This is a genomic window from Streptomyces sp. NPDC001980 (genome assembly GCF_040296885.1).
Classification (GTDB): Bacteria; Actinomycetota; Actinomycetes; order Streptomycetales; family Streptomycetaceae; genus Streptomyces.
Genome location: NZ_JBEOYD010000009.1, coordinates 217066 through 237227 on the forward strand (window position 1 = coordinate 217066; position 20162 = coordinate 237227).

General features: G+C 71.3%; 17 protein-coding genes and 1 riboswitch. Of the genes, 9 read left to right on the forward strand and 8 right to left on the reverse strand.

Annotation, left to right across the window (positions count from 1 at the left end; all coding sequences use genetic code 11):
- Positions 1-21: 21 nt before the first annotated feature.
- The 4 genes from ABT137_RS16630 to fahA form a co-directional block, all read right to left on the reverse strand.
- Complete coding sequence (locus tag ABT137_RS16630; protein ID WP_351708926.1) at positions 22-813, reverse strand: GntR family transcriptional regulator; 792 nt, start codon at positions 811-813, stop codon at positions 22-24.
- Between the two features lie 197 nt (positions 814-1010).
- On the reverse strand, positions 1011-1607 hold the full coding sequence (locus tag ABT137_RS16635) for a tetratricopeptide repeat protein (protein WP_351708929.1): 597 nt from the start codon (positions 1605-1607) through the stop codon (positions 1011-1013).
- A gap of 179 nt (positions 1608-1786) precedes the next feature.
- Positions 1787-2725 carry a M56 family metallopeptidase gene (locus ABT137_RS16640; RefSeq protein WP_351708932.1) on the reverse strand — a complete coding sequence of 313 codons (939 nt, stop codon included), beginning with the start codon at positions 2723-2725 and terminating at the stop codon, positions 1787-1789.
- Between the two features lie 357 nt (positions 2726-3082).
- The gene (fahA, locus tag ABT137_RS16645) at positions 3083-4294 is read right to left on the reverse strand and encodes a fumarylacetoacetase (RefSeq protein WP_351709234.1); all 1212 of its coding nucleotides are present in this window, start codon (positions 4292-4294) and stop codon (positions 3083-3085) included.
- Positions 4295-4571: 277 nt separating this feature from the next.
- On the opposite strand from fahA, the gene ABT137_RS16650 reads away from it, so the two are divergent.
- From ABT137_RS16650 to ABT137_RS16660, 3 genes are all read left to right on the forward strand, one after another.
- Positions 4572-5816, forward strand: coding sequence for a carboxylate--amine ligase (locus ABT137_RS16650; protein ID WP_502984526.1), 1245 nt, complete (start codon positions 4572-4574; stop codon positions 5814-5816).
- 27 nt (positions 5817-5843) lie between these two features.
- Positions 5844-7124 (forward strand): FAD-dependent oxidoreductase, encoded by a 1281-nt coding sequence (locus ABT137_RS16655; protein WP_351708938.1) that lies wholly within the window; start codon positions 5844-5846, stop codon positions 7122-7124.
- Positions 7125-7627: 503 nt separating this feature from the next.
- Positions 7628-8434: an HAD family hydrolase gene (locus ABT137_RS16660; RefSeq protein WP_351708941.1), complete on the forward strand. Its 807-nt coding sequence runs from the start codon at positions 7628-7630 to the stop codon at positions 8432-8434.
- 41 nt (positions 8435-8475) lie between these two features.
- Here ABT137_RS16660 and ABT137_RS16665 read toward each other — a convergent pair whose 3' ends face one another.
- Positions 8476-8964, reverse strand: coding sequence for a transglycosylase SLT domain-containing protein (locus ABT137_RS16665; RefSeq protein ID WP_351708944.1), 489 nt, complete (start codon positions 8962-8964; stop codon positions 8476-8478).
- 3 nt (positions 8965-8967) lie between these two features.
- A riboswitch (cyclic di-AMP (ydaO/yuaA leader) is annotated at positions 8968-9166 on the reverse strand.
- A 1466-nt stretch (positions 9167-10632) separates the two neighbouring features.
- Between ABT137_RS16665 and ABT137_RS16670 the strand changes: the two genes are divergently transcribed.
- The 6 genes from ABT137_RS16670 (at position 10633) to ABT137_RS16695 (ending at position 17612) form a co-directional block, all read left to right on the forward strand.
- Positions 10633-11643 carry a polyprenyl synthetase family protein gene (locus tag ABT137_RS16670; RefSeq protein ID WP_351708947.1) on the forward strand — a complete coding sequence of 337 codons (1011 nt, stop codon included), beginning with the start codon at positions 10633-10635 and terminating at the stop codon, positions 11641-11643.
- A 159-nt stretch (positions 11644-11802) separates the two neighbouring features.
- The gene (locus ABT137_RS16675; RefSeq protein WP_351708950.1) at positions 11803-12726 is read left to right on the forward strand and encodes a CHRD domain-containing protein; all 924 of its coding nucleotides are present in this window, start codon (positions 11803-11805) and stop codon (positions 12724-12726) included.
- A gap of 315 nt (positions 12727-13041) precedes the next feature.
- On the forward strand, positions 13042-14295 hold the full coding sequence (locus ABT137_RS16680) for a LolA family protein (RefSeq protein WP_351708953.1): 1254 nt from the start codon (positions 13042-13044) through the stop codon (positions 14293-14295).
- A 58-nt stretch (positions 14296-14353) separates the two neighbouring features.
- The gene (locus ABT137_RS16685) at positions 14354-15382 is read left to right on the forward strand and encodes an ABC transporter ATP-binding protein (RefSeq protein WP_351708956.1); all 1029 of its coding nucleotides are present in this window, start codon (positions 14354-14356) and stop codon (positions 15380-15382) included.
- Complete coding sequence (locus ABT137_RS16690; RefSeq protein ID WP_351708959.1) at positions 15369-16256, forward strand: ABC transporter permease; 888 nt, start codon at positions 15369-15371, stop codon at positions 16254-16256. Before ABT137_RS16685 ends, ABT137_RS16690 begins: the two co-directional genes overlap by 14 nt.
- A 168-nt stretch (positions 16257-16424) precedes the next feature.
- The gene (locus tag ABT137_RS16695) at positions 16425-17612 is read left to right on the forward strand and encodes a tetratricopeptide repeat protein (RefSeq protein ID WP_351708962.1); all 1188 of its coding nucleotides are present in this window, start codon (positions 16425-16427) and stop codon (positions 17610-17612) included.
- Between the two features lie 9 nt (positions 17613-17621).
- Here ABT137_RS16695 and ABT137_RS16700 read toward each other — a convergent pair whose 3' ends face one another.
- From ABT137_RS16700 to ABT137_RS16710, 3 genes are all read right to left on the reverse strand, one after another.
- Entirely contained in the window at positions 17622-18086 is a 465-nt protein-coding gene (locus tag ABT137_RS16700) for a VOC family protein (protein ID WP_351708965.1), read from the reverse strand.
- Positions 18087-18117: 31 nt separating this feature from the next.
- On the reverse strand, positions 18118-19083 hold the full coding sequence (rarD, locus tag ABT137_RS16705) for an EamA family transporter RarD (RefSeq protein WP_351708968.1): 966 nt from the start codon (positions 19081-19083) through the stop codon (positions 18118-18120).
- Between the two features lie 130 nt (positions 19084-19213).
- Complete coding sequence (locus ABT137_RS16710; RefSeq protein WP_351708971.1) at positions 19214-20065, reverse strand: SDR family oxidoreductase; 852 nt, start codon at positions 20063-20065, stop codon at positions 19214-19216.
- Positions 20066-20162 lie beyond the last annotated feature (97 nt).

The window sequence follows — 20162 nt, forward strand, 5'->3', positions numbered from 1 at the left end:
AAACGGGTCAGGCGGGGGTGGTCAGAGGGAGCGGTGCAGGAGGCCGCTCATGGTGATGCGGTCGCCGCGGAAGCGGATGAACTCCAGGTCGACGGGGCGGCCGTCGGCGAGGTGTGTGAGCCGTTCCAGCATCAGGACGGCCGCGCCGCGCGGGGCCTCGAGTACGGCGGCGGAGTGGGCGTCCGCGTTCACCGCCTCCAGGGTGATCTCGGCGTGGCCCAGGGGCTGTCCGGTGATCGACTCCAGAAGCCTGAAGACGTCGTTGTTCTCCAGGTCGGCGCCGAGGAGGGCGGTGCCGATGTCGAGGGGGATGTAGGTGAGGTCGAGTGAGAGGGGGAGCCCGTTCAGGCGGCGCAGGCGTTCGATGTAGAGGACGTCGGCGCCGGGCGGGACGCGGAGGCGTTCGGCGACGGGCGTGGGTGCCGCGGAGGGTCCCACGGTGCGGACCTCGTTGGTGACCTGGCCGTGTTCGTGGAGGGTTTCCGCGAGGCCCATCAGGCGGTCCAGCCCGTGTGGGTACTTGCGGGCCACGACGACGGTGCCCACGCCGGGCAGCCGGTCGACCAACCCCTCCGCCCGAAGCAGGTCCAGGGCCTGGCGGACGGTGTTGCGGGTGGCGCGGTAGTGGTCGGCGACGGTGGACTCGTGCGGGAGGGTGCCGTCCGGGAAGGCGCCGGTGAGGATCTGGTGGCGCAGGAGGTCGGCGAGCTGCCGGGCCTGGTCCGCACGCAGCCGGCGACGCGTCCGGTGAGCGGCGACCGTGGTCGCGGCGCCCTGACCGGAGTGGTCTCGGATGCGGTCGGTGGGTGGCATGGCTGGAACCATACCGATGAGGTAGGGAAGGGGGTGTTGCGGAAATGTTGCGCCACTTGAGGCTCTGACCGGCGCGGCGCTGATCTGGGTCTTTGTGGCGGCGTGGGGAAGATCTGCCACCAGGGCGCCGGCCGGTTCACCCACGCACCTGCGGTGTGCCAACCGACGGCTGCAACCGGCGTCCTGCCCGCGGACGGCTACGCGCGCATGGACGTGCGGGCTTGTTCGACCCACCCCGAAACCGCCTTGGCGCCGCAGCTCTGGGCGACCGCCTGCGCCTCGTCGAGGTACTGGAGTGCCACCGGTCGGTTGCCGGTTTCGGCCGCGAGGTAGGCCAGGGCCACCAGGCCGGCCGCCTCGCCGGGCCTGAAGCCGATCTCCCGGCGCAGCGACACCGACTCGGTCAGCCGCTCACGGGCCAGGTCCAGGCGACCGGCGTCCTTGTCGGCGAAGCCGAGATGGCGTATCGCGTAGGACATCGTCATCCGGTCGTCGACGGACTTCGCCAGCGCATAAGACTGTTCGAAGTACGGTCTGCCGGTGGTGCCGTCGCGCTTCACCACCTGGTGCCAGCAGCCGATCCAGAACAACGCGTCCGCCTCACCCGACGCGTCCTCCAGCCGCCGGTACAACTCTGCCGCGCACTCGAAGAACGCCACTTCCTGGCTGTTCTCTTCGCGGCCGTTGAGGAAGCGCACGTGCAGTACCTTGCCCCGTGCCATGGAAAGCCGCGCCTCGACCGCGTCCAGTACGTCGTCGGACCGGTCCAGCGCGGACGTGTCCCCGCCGAACATGGCCGCTTCGTAAAGCTCTCCCGCCTGCACGACCCAGTCCTGCCCTTGCATCCGCAGCCCCCTGCTCTTCCCCGTCGGACGACGACAGTGCCGAGGCTATCTCCGCGCCCCTGCAAGGAGTCGAACAATTGTGAGGGCGGCTCTCCAGCCCTACCGTCCGCGGGCCGGCGGCGGTTGCTCTAGCCGAGTGCCGTCAGCCCCGGTGCGAACGCGATCAGGAGCGGCAGCAGGGGGACCAGGGCGGCCACCGTCGTCGTCAGGGCCCGCTGGCGGCGCAGCAGCCGTGGTGGCGGTTCCAGCAGGCGGTCGACCCGCTCGCCCAGCAACCGGTGGCTCGACGCGCAGGACAGGACACCGCGGTGCTGGTTCAGTTCGATCAGGGCCAGTGCGGTGGTGAGGTGGCCGCAGCGGCGGGACGCCGTGTCGTCCGCGGCGAGTTCGACGAGCCGGTGGGTCTGGTCGCAGAAGTGGGAGAAGAGCGGCACGCGCGGGAAACCCGTGGCCAGGGCGCTGGACAGGTGGAGCAGCCAGTCGTGATGGGCGCGGGCGTGGCCCCGTTCGTGGGTGAGTACGGCGTCGAGCTGGTGGTCGGTGAGGCGGTGCAGGGCCCCCGTCGTGACGACCAGCTGTGGTGGGTGGCCCGGCATCCACCAGGCGTCCGGGTACTCGTCCTCCAGCACCAGCATCGGTCCGCGTGCCGCGGGCAGTCCCGCCGGCAGTTCGGGTGCCCGCTCGCGCAGGTGCGCGCGGGTCCGGTCGCGGCGGCGCCGGGCCTCGACCAGTTCGCGGGCGAGCATCGCCGTCGTCCACGCGGCCCCGGACGCCAGCAGCACCGTGAGGGCGACCGCCCAGAGGGGCGCGACGGAGAGGTCGTACGCGGCGGTGACCGCCGGTGGCGCCGGCGCGAACACCCGGTCGCGCACGGTGTGGAAGACGGCCGCCGCACCCAGGGTCAGCGCGGCCAGGCAGCACATCAGCACGGTGGCGACCAGGCACTGCCACACCCACAGCGCGACCACCGGTTCCCGCTCCGGCCACAGGGACCGCACCAGGGCACGCGGCGCAGGTACCGCGGCCGTCAGGGCGACGACGGTCAGCAGGAGCAGGCAGACGGTCATGCCGGGGCTCCGTTTCCTGATCGGAGATGTGCGCGGGTGATCGGTGGTGCGGGGTGATACGCCGTTGCGTGACATGGTGCGCGCGCCGGCGCGTCACGTGCTGCGTGCGCCGACGCGTCGCACGGTGCGCGTGCGGGCGCATCGCATGGTGCGTGTCCCGTCAGTATGACGGTGCCGGGTGCCCCGAGTCAGGTGTCGACGACGATCCGGGCGCCCCGTTCCCCGGTCCGCCGGCTCGCGCGTGGTCCTTGCTCCCGTGCCGCCCCCGGCACCTCCTCGCCGGTGGATCCGCCGGCCGCGCCAGCGCCACGAAGTCCCCGGTGACCCCTCGGCGAGCCGGGTCGCCCCGGCGTCCCCTCACCCTGCGACGACCCGCCCGCTGACCTCCCCGAGCCCCAGCCGGCTGCCGCCCGGCCCCGGAGCCCACCCCGACATCGTCACCACGTCGCCGTCCTCCAGGTACGTCCGCTTCCCGTCCGGGAGTTCGAGCGGATCGCGTCCGTTCCAGGTCAGCTCCAGCAGTGACCCGCGTTGCCCGGGTTCCGCGCCGCTCACCGTGCCGGAGCCGTACAGGTCGCCGGTGCGCAGTGAGGCGCCGTTGACGGTCATGTGGGCGAGCTGCTGCGCGGCGGTCCAGTACATGGTGGAGAACGGCGGCTCGGACACCACTTCCCCGTTGATGGCGATCGAGATCCGCAGGTCGTAGCCGGCGGGCTCCTCCGTGGCGTCGTCGAGGTACGGCAGCAGCGGATGCGTCCGCCTCGGCGGAGTGATCCGTGCCTCCTCCAGTGCGTCCAGCGGGGTGATCCACGCCGAGACCGAGGTGGCGAACGACTTGCCGAGGAACGGGCCGAGCGGGACGTACTCCCAGGCCTGGATGTCCCGCGCCGACCAGTCGTTCAGCAGGCAGAGACCGAACACGTGCTCCCTGAAGTCGCCCAGCGCCACCGGCCTGCCCTGCCGCGACGGCGTGCCGACGACGAAGCCGACCTCGGCCTCGATGTCCAGCCGTACCGACGGGCCGAACACCGGTGCCGGGTCCGCGGGCGCCTTCCGCTGTCCCGAGGGCCGTACGACGTCCGTCCCGGACACCACGACCGTGCCCGCGCGGCCGTGGTAACCGATCGGCAGGTGCTTCCAGTTGGGGGTGAGCGGATCGGCGGCGTCGGGGCGGAAGATGCGGCCGGCGTTCCGGGCGTGGTTCTCGGAGGCGTAGAAGTCGACGTAGTCGGCGACCTCGAAGGGGAGATGCAGGGTCACCTCGGGCAGCGGGTGCAGGAGGGGGGCGAGCGTCTCGCGGTGCGCGGGCACGGTCACCCAGGCGGTCAGGGCGCGCCGTACGTCCGACCAGGCGGTGCGGCCGGCGGCCAGCAGCGGGTTGAGGGTCGGTCGGGCGAGCAGGGAGGCGTACGGGGAGCCGAGGGCGAGGGCCGCGGCGCCGGCGTCGAGGACGTGGTCGCCGAGGCGGACGCCGACCCTCCGTTCCGTGCTCTCGGAGGTCGAGAACACGCCATACGGAAGGTTGTTCGGGCCGAAGGGGTCACCCTCGGGGACCTCGAAGGGGGGCAAGGGGGGCATGGGGTGACTGCCTCGCTCTCATCCGTGCCGCGCAGTGGCCGGCCATGTGGCGACGTCGCTATGGCGTTGCGCGGCATTCCATGTGGTCGCGCCACACGTTACGGGTGAGTTGGCTGTCGTGACAGTGTCTAAAGAGTTCGCAATGTCCTAATAGCCCTTGTCGGAGGGGGCAATTCCGGCTTAGCGTCCTTTGGGGGACACGGACGGGGTGGGTCCGGTCCGTAGAGGGGGACACGTGGGGGGACCCGTGGCCAGGAATGCCGTCAGCGTGCCGTTCGAGGCGGACCGTGACGTGCCGGGCCTGATCGTCAAGTTCGGCGACTATCCGCTGCACCACGGCGGGGTCGGCGCGATTCGCAGCTTGGGCCGCCTGGGCGTTCCCATGTACGCGATAACAGAGGACGCGTACACGCCGGCGGCTTCGTCCCGTTATCTCAAACGGGCGTTCGTATGGCCGACAACGGGCGCCGAGGAACCGGACCGTCTCGTCGAGGGACTGCTGCGCATCGGCCGCCGCATCGGCCGTCCGACGGTGCTGATCCCCACCGACGAGGAGGCCGCCGTCCTGATCGCCGAGCACCAGGACGCGCTCGGCGACCGCTTCCTCTTCCCGCGCGTGGACCCGGAACTGCCCCGCCGTCTGGCGAGCAAGCAGGGCCTGCACGAACTGTGCGTGGAGCACGGCATCCCGAGCCCGGCGGCCGTCTTCCCCGACTCGTACGACGAGATCGCCGACTTCGCGGAGAAGGCCCGCTTCCCGATCGTCGCCAAGAACCGAGAGGCGTTCGTCCGGCGCAAGCAGCCCGCCGTCAACGGAACGACACGGATCGCCACCCGGGAGGGACTGCTCACCCTCGCCCGTGACTGGGGCACCCATCCGGGTGTCATCCTCCAGGAGTACCTCCCGAGGGAGGAGGCCGAGGACTGGATCGTGCACGCCTACTTCGATGCCGACTCCGATCCGCGCGCCCTGTTCACAGGAGTCAAGGTCCGCTCCTGGCCGCCGCACGCCGGCATGACCGCGAACGCGTACGTCGTCGACAACCCGGAACTCGCCGACCTCGCCGCGCGTTTCATCAAGCAGATCGGCTTCACCGGCATCATCGATCTCGACCTGCGCTTCGACCGGCGGGACGGGCAGTACAAGCTGCTCGACTTCAATCCGCGCATGGGCGCCCAGTTCCGGCTCTTCGAGAGCGAGTCGGGGGTGGACGTCGTCCGTGCCATGCATCTGGACCTGACCGGGCGCCGCGTTCCGGAGGGGGAACAGCGCGCCGGCCACCGTTACGTGGTGGAGAACATCGACCTGCCCGCGCTCCTCGCCTACCGCCGCAGCGGCTACACGACGCCGCACGCACCGAGGCGGCCGAGCGGGACCGAGCTGGCCTGGCTGGCGGGCGACGACCCGCTGCCGTTCGTCACCATGCTCGCCCGCTTCGTGCGTCCGGGCGCGAAGCACCTCTACCAGCTGTGGCGCACCAACCGCCGCGGCTCCAGTGCCGCCACGAAGTAGGCACCACGTTCCTGGGGGAGGGACTTCGTGATCGAACCGGTAGCAGTCATCGGTGCCGGGCCCTTCGGCCTGTCCACCGCCGCCCACCTGCGGGCGCGCGGTGTGCCCGTCCGGGTCTTCGGCGACCCCATGGTCAGCTGGCGCGACCACATGCCGGCCGGGATGATCCTGAAGTCCACCCCCGCCGCCTCCGACCTGGACTGCCCTCAGCGCGGGCACACCCTCGCCGACTACTGCGACGCCGTGGGCACCCGCCGGCTGGTGACCGACGAGGACATCATCCCGGTGGAGACCTTCATCGGCTACGGCGAGTGGTTCCAGCAGAAACTGGTGCCCGAACTGGAGCGGGCGCGAGTGGTCTCCGTGGACCGGCGCATGGGCGACCCGCACGAGGCGGACCCGCACGAGGCGGACCGGTACAAAGCAGACCGGCGTAAGGCGGACCGGTACAAGGCGCGAGGCTCGGCGGGTTTTGAACTGAAGCTGGACTCGGGGGAGTCGTTCACGGCTCGTGCGGTCGTCGTCGCCACCGGCCTGTCCGGGCTCGCCCGCCTCCCCGCCGAGCTCGCCCGGGCGGGCGCCGACGGACCCGCGGGACCGGTCTCGCACAGCTCCCAGCACCACGACCTGACCCGTTTCTCCGGCAAGGAGCTGATCGTCGTCGGCGCCGGGCAGTCCGCGCTGGAGACGGCGGCCCTCGCCGCCGAGGCCGGCGCCCAGGTGCGGGTGGTCTCGCGAGGGCGTGGCAAGGTCGCCTTCGGCGCCCCGCCCTGGGACCAGCCGAAGCTGCGCCCTGAGTCGCCGTTCGGCCGGGCCTGGTCCCTGTGGGCACTCAGCTACTACCCGCACCCCTACCGCTACCTCCCGGCGCAGACCCGCCACTACCTGGTCCGCCGGGTGCTCGGCCCGCTCGGCGCCTGGTGGCTGCGCGACCGTTTCGAAGGCAAGGTCCAGGTCCGCGAGGTCGCCGCTGTGACCGGCGCCGACACCTCCGGCGGTGCTCCGGTCCTCACCGTCCGCACCCACGACGGCGGCATCGACCGCCTCACCGCCGACCACGTCATAGCCGCCACCGGCTACCGCGTGGACACCGCCGCGATGGACTTCCTGGGCGCCGAGCTGCGCACCCGGGTCGCCGTCACGCGCGGCGCCCCGAGACTCGGCGCCGGATACGTCTCCTCCGTACCCGGCCTGTACTTCACGGGCCTCCCGGCGGCGGCGTCGTACGGCCCGGTGATGCGGTTCGTGTGCGGTACGGCGTTCGCCTCACCGCGCCTCGCCGGCCACCTGGCAGCGGCCCACGCCTGACACCCCGGGGCCCGACCGTCACCCGGCCCCCGAGGGCCACACCTCCTCCTCGGCTGCCCGCAGCCGGGCCAGGAACTCCTCGACCGACCCGGGCGGCCTGGCCGCTCCCCCCCGCAGCCTCGCCCTGGGCCTCCCGGCCCGGGTAGGGGTAGTACATGCCGAAGACCACCACCGGCAGCGGCCGCCCGAGGATCTTCTCGATCTGGCCGCCGTCGTGCGGATCCCGGGCCTGCCGGATGCCCGGGTCGGCGAAGTCCAGCCCCAACCACCGGTGCGCGGCGTCCAGTTCGGCCGCATCGCCGTCCCCGTCGAACCAGAGTCCGAGCCGCCGGCCCTCCTCGACGTACAGCGCATCGCCGGCCGGGCTCTCGGGGCAGGTGCCGAGCATCTCGTAAAACGTAACGCCCGCCACTGACAACGGCCCCATCACGGAGGCGGCGAAAGCCACTTGAGGCCGAAACGCACAGTGAGTCCCAGGGCCGTGCTGTCCGTATTCTCTGATCATGGTCGCACCCTCCCCGTACTCACTGATCGCCACCGACCTGGACGGCACGCTGCTGCGCGGCGACGACACGCTCTCGGAACGGTCGCTCGCCGCGCTCACGCGGGCCGGCCGGGCCGGTGCCCGGCACCTCGTGGTGACCGGCCGTCCGGCTCCGAGAGTGCGCCCACTCCTCGACGACCTCGGCTGCACGGGACTCGCGGTCTGCGGTCAGGGCGCGCAGGTGTACGACGCCGGCGCGGACCGGCTGCTGTGGTCGGTCACCCTGGACCGGGAACTGGCGGAGACCGCACTCGGCAAGATCGAGGCCGAGGTCGGCCAGGTGTACGCGGCGGTCGACCAGGACGGCGTGGACGGGCTCACGCTCATCGAGCCCGGCTATCTGATGCCCCATCCCACGCTGCCCGCGCTGCGCGTCGCCCGGCGCGACGACCTGTGGTGCGCGCCCATCAGCAAGGTGCTGCTGCGCCACCACACCCTGTCCGACGACGAACTGGCGACGACCGCCCGCTCGGTGGTCGGATCGCTGGCGACGGTCACGATGTCGGGGCCGGGGACTGTCGAACTGCAGCCGTGCGGGGTGACCAAGGCGACCGGGCTCGCGCTGGCCGCCGACCGTCTGGGGCTCAGCCCCGGACAGGCCATCGCCTTCGGCGACATGCCCAACGACATCCCGATGTTCGAGTGGGCGGCCTACGGGGTGGCGATGGCCAACGCCCACCCTGAACTCAAGGCGATGGCCGACGAGATCACCGCGTCGAACGAGGACGACGGCATCGCCGTCGTCCTCGAAAGACTCTTCGACTGATCCAGGACGTCTGACCTGGGACGTCTGATCCGGGACGTCGGTCAGTACGCCCCGTGGACGTTGTCGATCGAGCCGTACCGCGCGGCGGCGTAGTTGCAGGCGGCGGTGATGTTCGCGACCGGGTCGTAGATGTCGAACGACGTGCCGTCCACGTGGTAGGCCTTGAACGTCGGGTCGATCACCTGGAGCAGGCCCTTGGACGGGATGCCCTTGGCCGCGTTGGAGTCCCAGAGGTTGATGGCCCGCGGGTTGCCGGAGGACTCCCGCATCAGGTTGCGGTAGATGCCGTTGTAGGTGCCTGGTATGTGCTTCTCCGCCATGATGGCGAGCGACTCCCGGATCCAGCCGTCGAGGTTGTTCGGGTACCCGGCGAGAGTCGTCGAGGCCGTCGTGCTGGAGGAGGTGGCGGCGGAGGCGGACGCGGCCCCGATGAGCGGCAGGGCGAGGACGGCGGCGCCGGTGCCGGCGACGACGAGCGTACGGATGATGCTGTTACGGCGGGGACGGCGGTGCTGAGCGGCAGCAGGCATGGCGAAGTTCCTCTCCGTCGCCTGCGAGGTGAGCTGTCGGGTTCGGGCCCGGGGAGTGCCCGGCCGCACCGTCCGAAGGCGATGCGACTTCACCCCTAGCCGTTCCGGAACGACGTCTGTTCTGTGACGTCGGCCGCCCGGTCCGGCGACTTACCTGGGTCCCCCGCTCCTGCCGTGCGAATGAACTCGTCGATGGGTCAGTACGGGCGGCGGCAGGATTCGGCGTCCGCCCGGCGAGCCGGAACGTATGCGAGAGCACATGTCCGGAACAAGAGGCTGATTCACACAACATGCCGATTGAACTTGATCTGCGTCGTATGGGGCGCTTGATCCTTTGCGGCTGCCAACCTTCAACTGGCCCACAGGGAAAGGAAAGGAAGGGTTGCCTTACAGCCCTTGCGTCACCCGGGCCCACGTGACCTACTTCACGAAATCGCAATAACGGCAAATCAGACATGAGGGATGCGTGGAATCCGCCTTTTTCCTGGTTCGGGGGGGAGTCGCCTCGCGCACATTCGTGCGGATTGCCTCTGTGGGGCGCGTGGAACGGTTCTCGATATGGGCAATTTCTACGAGTAGTCCGAATTGCCGGTTTGTGTGGATGATCGGCTGAGTGCGGGTGGAACCCGGGAGGGGGCGTGCTGACGACTGTCCTGCTCGCTCGATCGGGTGCCTCTCCGGCGCACCCTCCGTCAACTTCGGAAGCCTCGGCTACGCGCGCGTGGCGCCGACCGGGCCCAACGGGGAGGTCGGGGCGGGCGGTTGACGGGGCCGGGTGTCCGGAGTGGTCGGGAGGGCGTCGGGGGTCGTTGCGTGTGTACGTGATTCTCGTCACGTCGGGGGAGGGGGGTGTGGAACCGGTGATCTCCGGTGGGCGTGTCCACCGTGAGGGCGGAACCTCCCCTGTGGTGCGCGTCGTTGTCATGGCGGCCGTCCCGGGCGGGAACCCGAACGTGCCGACGTTCCCGCGAGCCGGCGGGGAGGTGCGCGGGCGCCACGCGCGCGCAGGGATTGATCAGGGACGCCGTTCCGTCGGTCGAGGGGATGACGGTCGGGGGATGACGGTCAAGGAAATGCGGATCGAGGGGGTGGACCGAGGGAACGCGGACCGGGAGGACGCGGACCGGGAGGGCGTCGACCGGGAGGGCGTCGACCGGGAGGATGTCGACCGGGGGCGTAGGCCAACGAAACGCGGAGGGCGTCGTGCGTGGTCTCGTGGAGGAAGGGTGTACGGACGGGTGCGGGGTGTCGCCGTTCGTGCATCGGGTGCACCCGTCGGCTTGGGCGGGCGGCGGACGGGGTACGCCCGGGCAGGTGACGTCGGTCGGGGGAGGCGGGGCCGATTCCGGGCCGCAGTCGTCCGGAGGGCTCACCGCCGGACGGGCGCCCGGGTGCCACCCGGGATCCGAACCCGGCGCGGGGCCCGCTGCGGGACACGGCCTGGGCCTCGGTTCGGGACAACTGTCCGTACTTCCTGTTAAGTCAGTGGATGTCAGATCGTATCGGCTGATCAAAAACATAACGGTCATGATCCGATAGCGCCCGGGGTGTAACCGTGGGCGCTATCGGTGATCGAAACCTGACCGGATACGCTGACTTGAGTGATGGCAGCGACCTATCGACAAACCGTGTAATCGCCAGTAGACACCAGCAGACAGGAGACCCCTCGTGACCGTCGTCGGGCCGTTCGGGCTGAGCGTGCGGGACCAGGCTCTGGAAGCCGATGTCCAGGCCGGATTGACGGCTGTCGAGGAGGGCTTGCTAGAAGCCACCAAGAGCGAGGTCCCGTTCATCACGGAGGCCGCGCAGCACCTCGTACGGGCCGGGGGGAAGCGGTTCCGCCCGCTGCTGGTGATGCTTGCCGCGCAGTTCGGCGATCCGTACGCACCCGGTGTCGTGCCGTCGGCCGTCGTCGTCGAGCTCACCCATCTGGCCACGCTGTACCACGACGACGTCATGGACGAGGCCGCCGTGCGGCGCGGTGTCGACAGTGCCAACACCCGCTGGGGCAATTCGCTCGCCGTCCTCACTGGCGACTTCCTCTTTGCCCGAGCCTCCCAGATCCTCGCCGACCTCGGCCCCGAGGCGGTCCGGGTCCAGGCCCTCGCGTTCGAACGGCTGGTGACCGGTCAGATCCTGGAGACGGCAGGCCCGTCGGACGGCCGTGACCCGGTCGAGCACTACCTCGACGTGCTCAGCGGCAAGACCGGCTCGCTGGTCGCGGTCTCCTGCCGCTTCGGCGCCATGCTGTCGGGTGCCGACGAGACGGTCGTCGACGTCCTCACCCAGTACGGCGAACGGCTCGGTGTCGCCTTCCAGCTCGCCGACGACGTCCTGGACATCGCCTCCGACTCCCACGAGTCGGGGAAGACCCCGGGAACGGACCTCCGCGAGGGCGTGCCGACGCTTCCGGTGCTGCGGCTGCGGGAGCGGGCGGCCCGGCTGGGGCTGGCCGAGGACATCGCCCTGTGCGAGCTGCTGGACTCCGACCTCACGGACGACGCGCGGCACGCGGAGGCGCTGACGGCGCTGCGCGCGCATCCGGCGCTGGAGCAGGCCCGCCGGGATGCGGTCCGGTACGCCGAGGAGGCGCGGGCCGCGCTGAGTCCGCTGCCGGAATGTGACCCCAAGGTGGCGCTGGTGGAGCTGTGCGACGCGGTGGTGCACCGCGCCGGATAGCCCTCCGGAGGGCCTTGCGGGCTCCAGGCTGCCAGAAAACCCCCGCCGTGTGACGCAGGTCACGTGATTGGACTGAGTCCAATCCCGGACGTGCTCCGTATTCCTCCGCAGAAGCCGACGCAGGGGGCGTCGGCTGACACAGGGGGAGAAAACGGAATCATGGTCATCGACGCAACGCGCCGCAAGAGCCTCGTCGCCGCTGCCATCACCGTCACCGTCACCGCTCTCGGCGGTGCCGCCGTCCCGGCATCCGCCGCCACCGGCCACAGCTCCACCGCCTCCGTCGTCCTCGCCGCCAGCCTGCGCGGTGCCAACGAGGTGCCCGTCGCCGGTGGACCCGCCGTCGGGGACAAGGACGGCGCGGCGCTGGAGTTCATCAAGGTCAAGGGGGACAAGGTGACCGTCGCCGTGACCTGGCGCGGCACCGGCAGGCCCACCGACCTGCACATCCACCAGGGTGCCAAGGGCGCCAACGGCGGCGTCAAGATCGACTTCGGGAAACTCCTGAAGACGGCCAAGGGCCACAGTGTCACCGGCAGCGTCAAGGTCACCGACAAGGCCCTGCTCAAGCAGCTCACCACCGACCCCGGAGCCTTCTACGCCAACCTGCACACCGCCGAGTTCCCCGGCGGAGCCCTCCGCGGCCAGCTGCACGCCGTCACCACCGTCTCCGACCTCAGGGGCGGCTTCCAGGCCTCCGTCGTCACCGGCAAGCAGATCTACGAGTGCAAGCCCGCCGACGGCGGCGGCTACGCCTTCGCCCAGCGCGACGTCAGCGCCAAGCTCGGCGGCGGTATCCGCCACTCCTTCGTCGCACCGAACTCCGGTACCCCGCAGTGGGTCGCACCCGACGGCACCGCGGTCACCGGAGCCGTCCTGACCAAGACGGCGAACGGCACCGGCAACATCCCCGAACTGGACCTCAGGACCACCCGGTCCGGCAAGAAGCACGGGCTGCTCGCCCACACCGGCGAGATCCTGCGCCTCAACACCGTCGGCGGCGTCGCCCCGGCCGGCTCCTGCACCCCGGGAGCCGTCGTCGGCGTCCCCTACCGCGCGGACTACGTGTTCGTGCAGCACTGACCGGACAGGGGGCGTGAACTGACCGGACAGGGCACGTGAACTGGCCGGACACGGCACGTCGGCCGGCCGGACACGGCACGTGACAGGAGGCGCCTTCGCCGCACGACCCCTACGGGTCGGGGAAGGCGCCTCCACCCTTGTGTCATACCGCAGGTGTACGCGGAGTTGGCTCCGTGGTCTGACGCTTACCCGCCCCCGATTTGGTGAGATGGAAACCACGGAAATCACCACCACTCACCGATTCGGGTGAGAATGGCGGCTCAGGGTGGGACACGTGCGAGGACGGCCGCCGCCGACGACGGAGGTAAGGCACACATGGCACCGTACGAATCCGACGACAGCACGGGGGCCGCGCAGGCCGGCGAGGAGCTGCGCGACGAGTTGCGCGCCGAGCGACGGCGCAAGGCCGCACGATACGTCGTTCCCGTCGCGGTGGTGGGCGTGGCTGCGGCCACCATCGGCCTGGTCCCGGCACTCGCCGACTCCGGCGACCCCGACCTGCCGAAGACCACCGCGCAGGAACTCATCGACAAGATCGCCAAGTCGGACGTGCAGCAGCTGTCCGGCACCGTGAAGATCAGCACCGACCTCGGTCTGCCCGACCTCGGCGGTCTGGAGAGCAGCCTGATGTCCGGGGCCACCCAGGGCAGCGGCGACGGCTCGTCCGCCGACCCGACCAGCAAGCTCACCGAGCTTGCCTCCGGCACGCACACCCTGCGGGTGGCCGCCGACGGCCCCGAGAAGCAGAAGGTGTCGGTGCTGGAGAGCGGCGCCGAGTACAGCCTCATCCACAACGGCACCGACGTGTGGGGCTACGACAGCAAGTCCAACGAGGTCTACCACTCCACCGTCGCCGACTCCGGCAAGGCCGAGCAGCACGAAACCCCGGCCACGCCCAAGGACTTCGCCGACGAGGTCCTCAAGTCGGTCGACGACACCACGTCGGTGACGGTCGACGGCACCGCCCAGGTGGCCGGCCGGGACGCCTACCGGCTCGTCATCAAGCCCAAGCAGTCCGGTACGACGGTCGGCGCCATCAGCATCGCGGTGGACGCCAAGACCGGTACGCCGCTGAAGTTCACGCTCACCCCGTCGAGCGGCGGCGCGGCCGTCGTCGACGCCGGCTACACCCAGGTCAGCTTCGCGAAGCCGGCCGCCTCCATCTTCAACTTCACCCCGCCCAAGGGCGCCAAGGTCACCGAGGGCGACAAGGCCGGCAAGGACAGCAAGACCGGCGGGTTGGACAAGGGCGGCAAGGCCTCCGAGACGCCCGGCCACGGCTCCGCCAAGGGCCTCGACAAGTCCGGTTTCGACGTCCTCGGCAAGGGCTGGAACTCCATAGCCGTCCTCGACACCGGCAGCAAGGGAGGCGTGCCCACCGGCTCCGCCTCCGGCGGCGGCGACCTGAGCGGCTTCCTCGGCTCGCTCGGCGACCCCGTCTCCGGCAAGTTCGGCAAGGGCACCGTCTTCTCCACCCGGCTGATCAACGCCCTGATCACGGACGACGGCAAGGTGTACGTCGGCGCCGTGGACAAGGCTGCGCTGGTGAAGGCGGCCAACGCGGGGTAGCAGAGGGCAGCGCGGGTGCGGTGGGTACCCTCTGCCGCACGACGAATCGAGGGAGCCGATGGACCGACCGTCCGCAGCGGAGCGGGAGCCGGAGGACCCCGGGGACTCCGGGCACCCCAAGGGCCTGGGTGACCTGGGGGACGACGCGCCGGTGGCCGCGGGTGTCATCGACACCCGTGGCCTCACCAAGCGCTACCGCGGCGGACAGCTCGCCGTGGACGGTCTCGACCTGACCGTCCCCGCGGGCAGCGTCTTCGGCTTCCTCGGCCCGAACGGCTCCGGCAAGACCACCACCATCCGCATGCTGATGGGCCTGATCGCACCCACCTCGGGCACGGCCCGCGTCCTCGGCCACCCGATGCCACGCGCCTCCCGCGTCGTACTGCCCCACGTCGGCGCCCTCATCGAGGGCCCGGCGCTGTACGGCTTCCTCTCCGGCCGCGACAACCTGCTGCGGTACGACGCCGCCGACCCCGCCGCCGACCCGCGCACCCGGCGCGCCCGCGTCGAGGCCGCGCTGGACCGGGTGGGCCTCGCGGCCGCCGCGGCGAAGAAGGCGAAGGCCTACTCGCTCGGCATGAAGCAGCGCCTGGGCCTCGCCGCCGCACTGCTCCAGCCCCGCAGGCTGCTGGTCCTGGACGAGCCGACCAACGGCCTCGACCCGCAGGGCATGCGGGAGATCCGCACCCTGGTGCGGGAACTGGCCGGGGACGGCACGACCGTGTTCCTCTCCTCCCACCTCCTCGACGAGATCGAGCAGGTCTGCACCCACGCGGCCGTGATGGCGCAGGGCCGGCTGATCGCCCAGGGCGCGGTGGCCGACCTGGCGGCCGGGGCGCGCGGCCGGCTCGTGGTGACCACCCCGGACCCCGTGGAGGCGGCCCGGGTGCTCAAGGAACAGGGCGTCGCGGATGTCGTCGTCGCCGAGGACCGGGTGACCGGCGAGCCGCCCGAGCGCGACCTCGCCGAGGTGAACGCGGCGCTCGTCACGGCGGGCGTCCGGGTCCGCGGCTTCACCGTGGAACGGGCCTCGCTGGAGGACGCGTTCGTGGCACTGACCGGAGAGGGCTTCGATGTCGCGGGCTGACCTGGCCGTCGTGGACACAGCGGCCGCACGGCCGAACCCGCTGTGGAGCCTCGGCCTCTTGCGCAGCGAACTCGTCACGACGTTCCGCCGCTGGCGCACCCTCGCCCTGCTCGGCGTTCTCGCGGCGGTGCCGATCCTCGTCGGGATCGCCGTCAGGATCGAGACGCGCGGCGACGGGCAGGTCGGCCGGGGTGGCGGCGAAGGCCCGGCGTTCATCACCCAGGTCACCAACAACGGACTGTTCCTGGTGTTCACGGCGCTGGCCGCGACCCTCCCGTTCTTCCTGCCGATGGCCGTCGGGGTGGTGGCCGGAGACGCGATCGCGGGTGAGGCCGACGCCGGCACACTGCGCTATCTGCTGGTCGCGCCGGCGGGCCGCACCCGTCTCCTGCTCTCCAAGTACGCGACGGCGATGGCCTTCTGCCTGGTCGCGACCCTGGTGGTGGCGGCCTCCGCGCTCGCCGTCGGCGCGCTCCTCTTCCCGCTCGGCGACCTGACGACGATCTCAGGCACCCGGATCTCCTTCGCCGACGGCCTCGGCCGCGCCCTGCTGATCGCCCTGGTGGTCGCCGCGTCCCTGGCCGGCGTCGCCGCCCTCGGCCTGTTCGTGTCCACCCTGACCAACAGCGGCATCGCGGCGATGGCGACGACCGTGGGCCTGCTCATCACGGTCCAGATCCTCGACCAGATACCCCAGCTGCACGCACTGCAGCCGTACTTCTTCTCCCACTACTGGCTGTCCTTCGCCGACCTGATGCGCGACCCCGTCTACTGGGACGACCTGGTCAAGAACCTGGAACTCCAGGCCCTGTACACGGCGGTGTTCGGATCGGCGGCCTGGGCGCGGTTCACCACGAGGGACATCACCGCCTAGCGGGGCCCGTACGGTCCCGGTCCGCCCGCGCCCCGCCGGGCGCTCCTTCCTGGTGCGAGGCTGTGACGTCGCGGTGACGCGCGAGTCGTGCCGAGCGGAGACACTGGATCGTACGCACGAGTACGACCTGGGTACGACCGGATGGTGACGCCGGGGGAATGAGGGCCGATGTCCCGACTCAGCCGCGAGGAGAAGCGGGAAGTCCAGCAGGAGGGGCGTCTGGCACCGGTCGACGTCCGGGTGGCGGGCGCGGCCGCGTCCGTGGACGGCGTACCGCTGTTCCCGGGCCCGGGCGAGGAACCCCAGCAGGCGGTCCTCAACCACCTCCAGCGCCTCGCCCGCGCCACCGGCCGCCCGGTCCTCGCCACCGTCCACGACACCCGTATCGGCTACGTCGTCCCCCTTCAGGTGAACCTGGACGGCTCCAGCAGCTTCACCGGCGACCCGGTACGACTGGCCCAACAGGCCGCCGAACCGAAGGAACAGCCCGCACCGAACGAATCCGCACCGAAGGCATCCGCTCCGGTGGAACCGGTACCGAACGAGCCCGCGCAGACCCCGGCGCCGACGTTCCCGCAGCAGGCGTTGCGGGCAGTACCGCAACCGCCCGCCGCCCCGCCGACACCGCCCGCCCCGCCGGCCGTGGTCCCGCCCCTGCCGCCCGCGCCGGGCACCGTGCGGCCGCCCACCGGCGTCTTCGGCCCGCCGCCCGTGATGAGTCCCCCTGCCGCCCCTGCCCCGGCTTCTGAGACGGCCCCCGCCCCCGATGAGCCGGTGGCCGCCCGGGGCCCGGACCCCGACCCCCGCTCCACCCCCACCCCCGCCCGCGGCTTCGACGCGGTCGCCGAGGAGGTGCTCGGCGACGAGCCCGTGACGCTGACGGCGGAAGGGGCCGCGCTGCTCACCGAGCCGGTGGCGCGGATCAACGAGGCCGTCCGGACGGGCCGAATCGAAGCGGCGGCCGAGCTCGCGGAGCGCACCGTCGCCAAGGCCGCCGCGGTCCTCGGCGAGGACCACACCGAGGTCCTGCACCTGGGCGAGCTGACCGCGTACATCTCCTACCTGGCGGGTGACCCGGTGCGGGCCTTCCACCTCTCCCTCGACCTGGCCCGGCAGCGCCGGCAGGCGCGGGACGGCGAGGCGGCGTACGGGAACGTGCGGAGCGCGGCGACCGCCTGGCGCGCGGTGCGCGACCCCGAGCACGGGCTGCGCCTGGGCCGCGAGCTGATCGACCTGTGGGCGCAGCTCACCGTCGAGGACGGCCCGGCGGCCGACGACGCCGAGGAACTGGAGTCGGCCCGCGCCCGGATGGCCCGCCTCACGGAACGCGCCCGCCGCGCGGCCGGGAACGCCTGAGCGTCGTCGTCACTGCACGCAGAACTCGTTGCCCTCCGGGTCGGCCATCACGGTCCACGCCCCGGAGGGCTCGGAGACATGCCGGACCACGGCCGCGCCCAGCGCCTCGAGGCGCGCCACCTCGTCGGCCCGCCTCCCCTCCCCGGCGTGCAGGTCGATGTGGAGCCTGTTCTTGCCGGACTTCGCCTCCGGCACCCGCTGGAACAGCAGCCGCCGCCCCAGCCCCGTCCCGCGCTCCTCGTCGTACGGGTCGTCCGGGTGCCGTACGGCGATCAGGTCACGGAAGGCGGCACGGCCGTGGTACTCCAGGGTGGCCGCGCCGGGCAGCGCGCCCAGCTCCAGCAGCCGTTCCACGAACGCGCTGTTGTCCTCGGCCACGTAGTGCAGCGCGGCGGCCCAGAAGTCGGCCTGCGCGTGCGGGTCGCGGGTGTCGACGACGAGCTTCCAGTGCAGGGGTGCGGGCGTCTGCGTCATGCCGCCCACTTATAGCCGACGGCTCTGACAGTCACACCTGACTTGCCGGAGTCTCCGCGACCGGGGCGGCCGGCCGTGGTACGGGCGTCGCCGCGAGCGCCCGTGCGGCCCGGCGGGCGGTGCGCAGCGCGTCCCAGGTGAGCAGGGCGAGGGCGAGCCAGACCAGGACGAAGCCGGCCCAGCGCTCGGCGGGCATCGCCTCGTGGAAGTAGAGGATGCCGAGCAGGAACTGGAAGACCGGCGCCAGGTACTGCAGCAGGCCGAGTGTGGAGAGCGGCACGCGGATCGCGGCGGCGCCGAAGCAGACCAGCGGGACGGCGGTGACGATGCCGGTGGAGGCCAGCAGGGCCGCGTGCCCGGCGCCGTCGTTGACGAAGCTCGACTCGCCGTGGCCGGCCAGCCACAGCAGATAGCCGAGCGCCGGCAGGAACTGGATCGCGGTCTCAGCCGCGAGTGACTCGATGCCGCCGAGGTTGACCTTCTTCTTGACGAGTCCGTAGGTGGCGAAGGAGAAGGCGAGGACGAGGGAGATCCACGGCGGCTGCCCGTAACCGACGGCCAGCACGACGACGGCGGCGAATCCGACGCCCACCGCCGCCCACTGCACGGGCCGCAGCCGTTCCTTCAGCAGCAGCACGCCCATGGCGATGGTCACCAGGGGGTTGATGAAGTAGCCGAGGGACGCCTCGACCACGTGCCCGGCGTTCACGGCCCAGATGTAGACGCCCCAGTTGACGGTGATCACGGCGGCGGCGACCGTCACCAGGGCCAGCCGGCGCGGCTGCCGCAGCAGCTCGCCGGCCCAGGCCCAGCGCCGTACGAAGACGAGTGCGACGGCGACGAAGACGAGGGACCACACCATCCGGTGGGCCAGGATCTCCATCGACCCGGCGGGCTTCAGCAGCGGCCAGAACAGGGGGACCAGCCCCCACATCCCGTAGGCCGCGAAGCCGTTCACCAGTCCTGTCCGCCGCTCACCCTTCGATATGCCGGCCACCGGCCCTCCTCACACCCAGCTTCAGCACGCCGGGACGAAGGTAGCGCCGAGCACCCCGGTCTGTCATGGCCGTATCGGCATACGGTCATGACGGACCGGGGTCACCGTTTTTTGGGGGGCTTACCGGGGCTTACTTGAGCGCGGCGGTGATCGCCTCGGAGATCGGGGAGGTCGGGCGGCCGGCCAGGCGGGAGAGGTGGCCGGAGTCGACGACGAGCTCGCCCTTGGCGATCGACGCGTCGACGTCGACGAGGATCGCGGCGAACATCTCCGGCACGCCCGCGCCGGTCAGGATGGACTGGAGCGCCTCGCCGGGCACGGAGTTGTAGGCGATCTCCTTGCCGGTCTGCTTCGTGAGCTCGGCCGCGTACTCGGCGAAGCTCCAGGCGACGTCGCCGCCGAGCTCGTACGTCTGGTTCTCGTGGCCCTCGCCCGTCAGTACGGCCACCGCGGCGGCCGCGTAGTCGGCGCGGGAGGCCGAGGAGACCCGGCCCTCGCCGGCGGCCGCGACGACGGCGTCGTGCGCGAGGACCGGGGCGAGGTTCTCGGTGTAGTTCTCGTGGTACCAGCCGTTGCGCAGCAGGGTGTACGGCAGGCCGGAGGCGAGCAGCACCTCCTCGGTGGCCCGGTGGTCGTCCACCAGCGAGGCGTGCAGGCTGCCCGGGGCGCTGGTGTACGCCAGCAGGGCGACGCCCGCCGCCTTGGCGGCGTCGATGACGACCTTGTGCTGCGCCGGGCGGCCCTTGTCGAACTCGTTGCCGGAGATCAGCAGCACCTTGTCGCCGGCGGCGAAGAGACCGTCGAAGGTCTCGGGGGCGTTGTAGTCCGCGACGGCGATCGTCACGCCCGCGGCGGCGAAGTCGGCGGCCTTGGCCTCGTCGCGCACGACGGCGGTGATCTGCTCGGCCGGGACCTTCTCCAGCAGCTGCGTCACGACGTGGCGGCCGAGGTGTCCGGTGGCTCCGGTGACAACGATGCTCATGGTGTGCGATCTCCTTGTGGGGTTCCGATGTCACTAACCCTAGGGGGAGCGCTAACCAGAAGAAAGTACCCACTTTGAAGTAAGGTACTGGCATGCC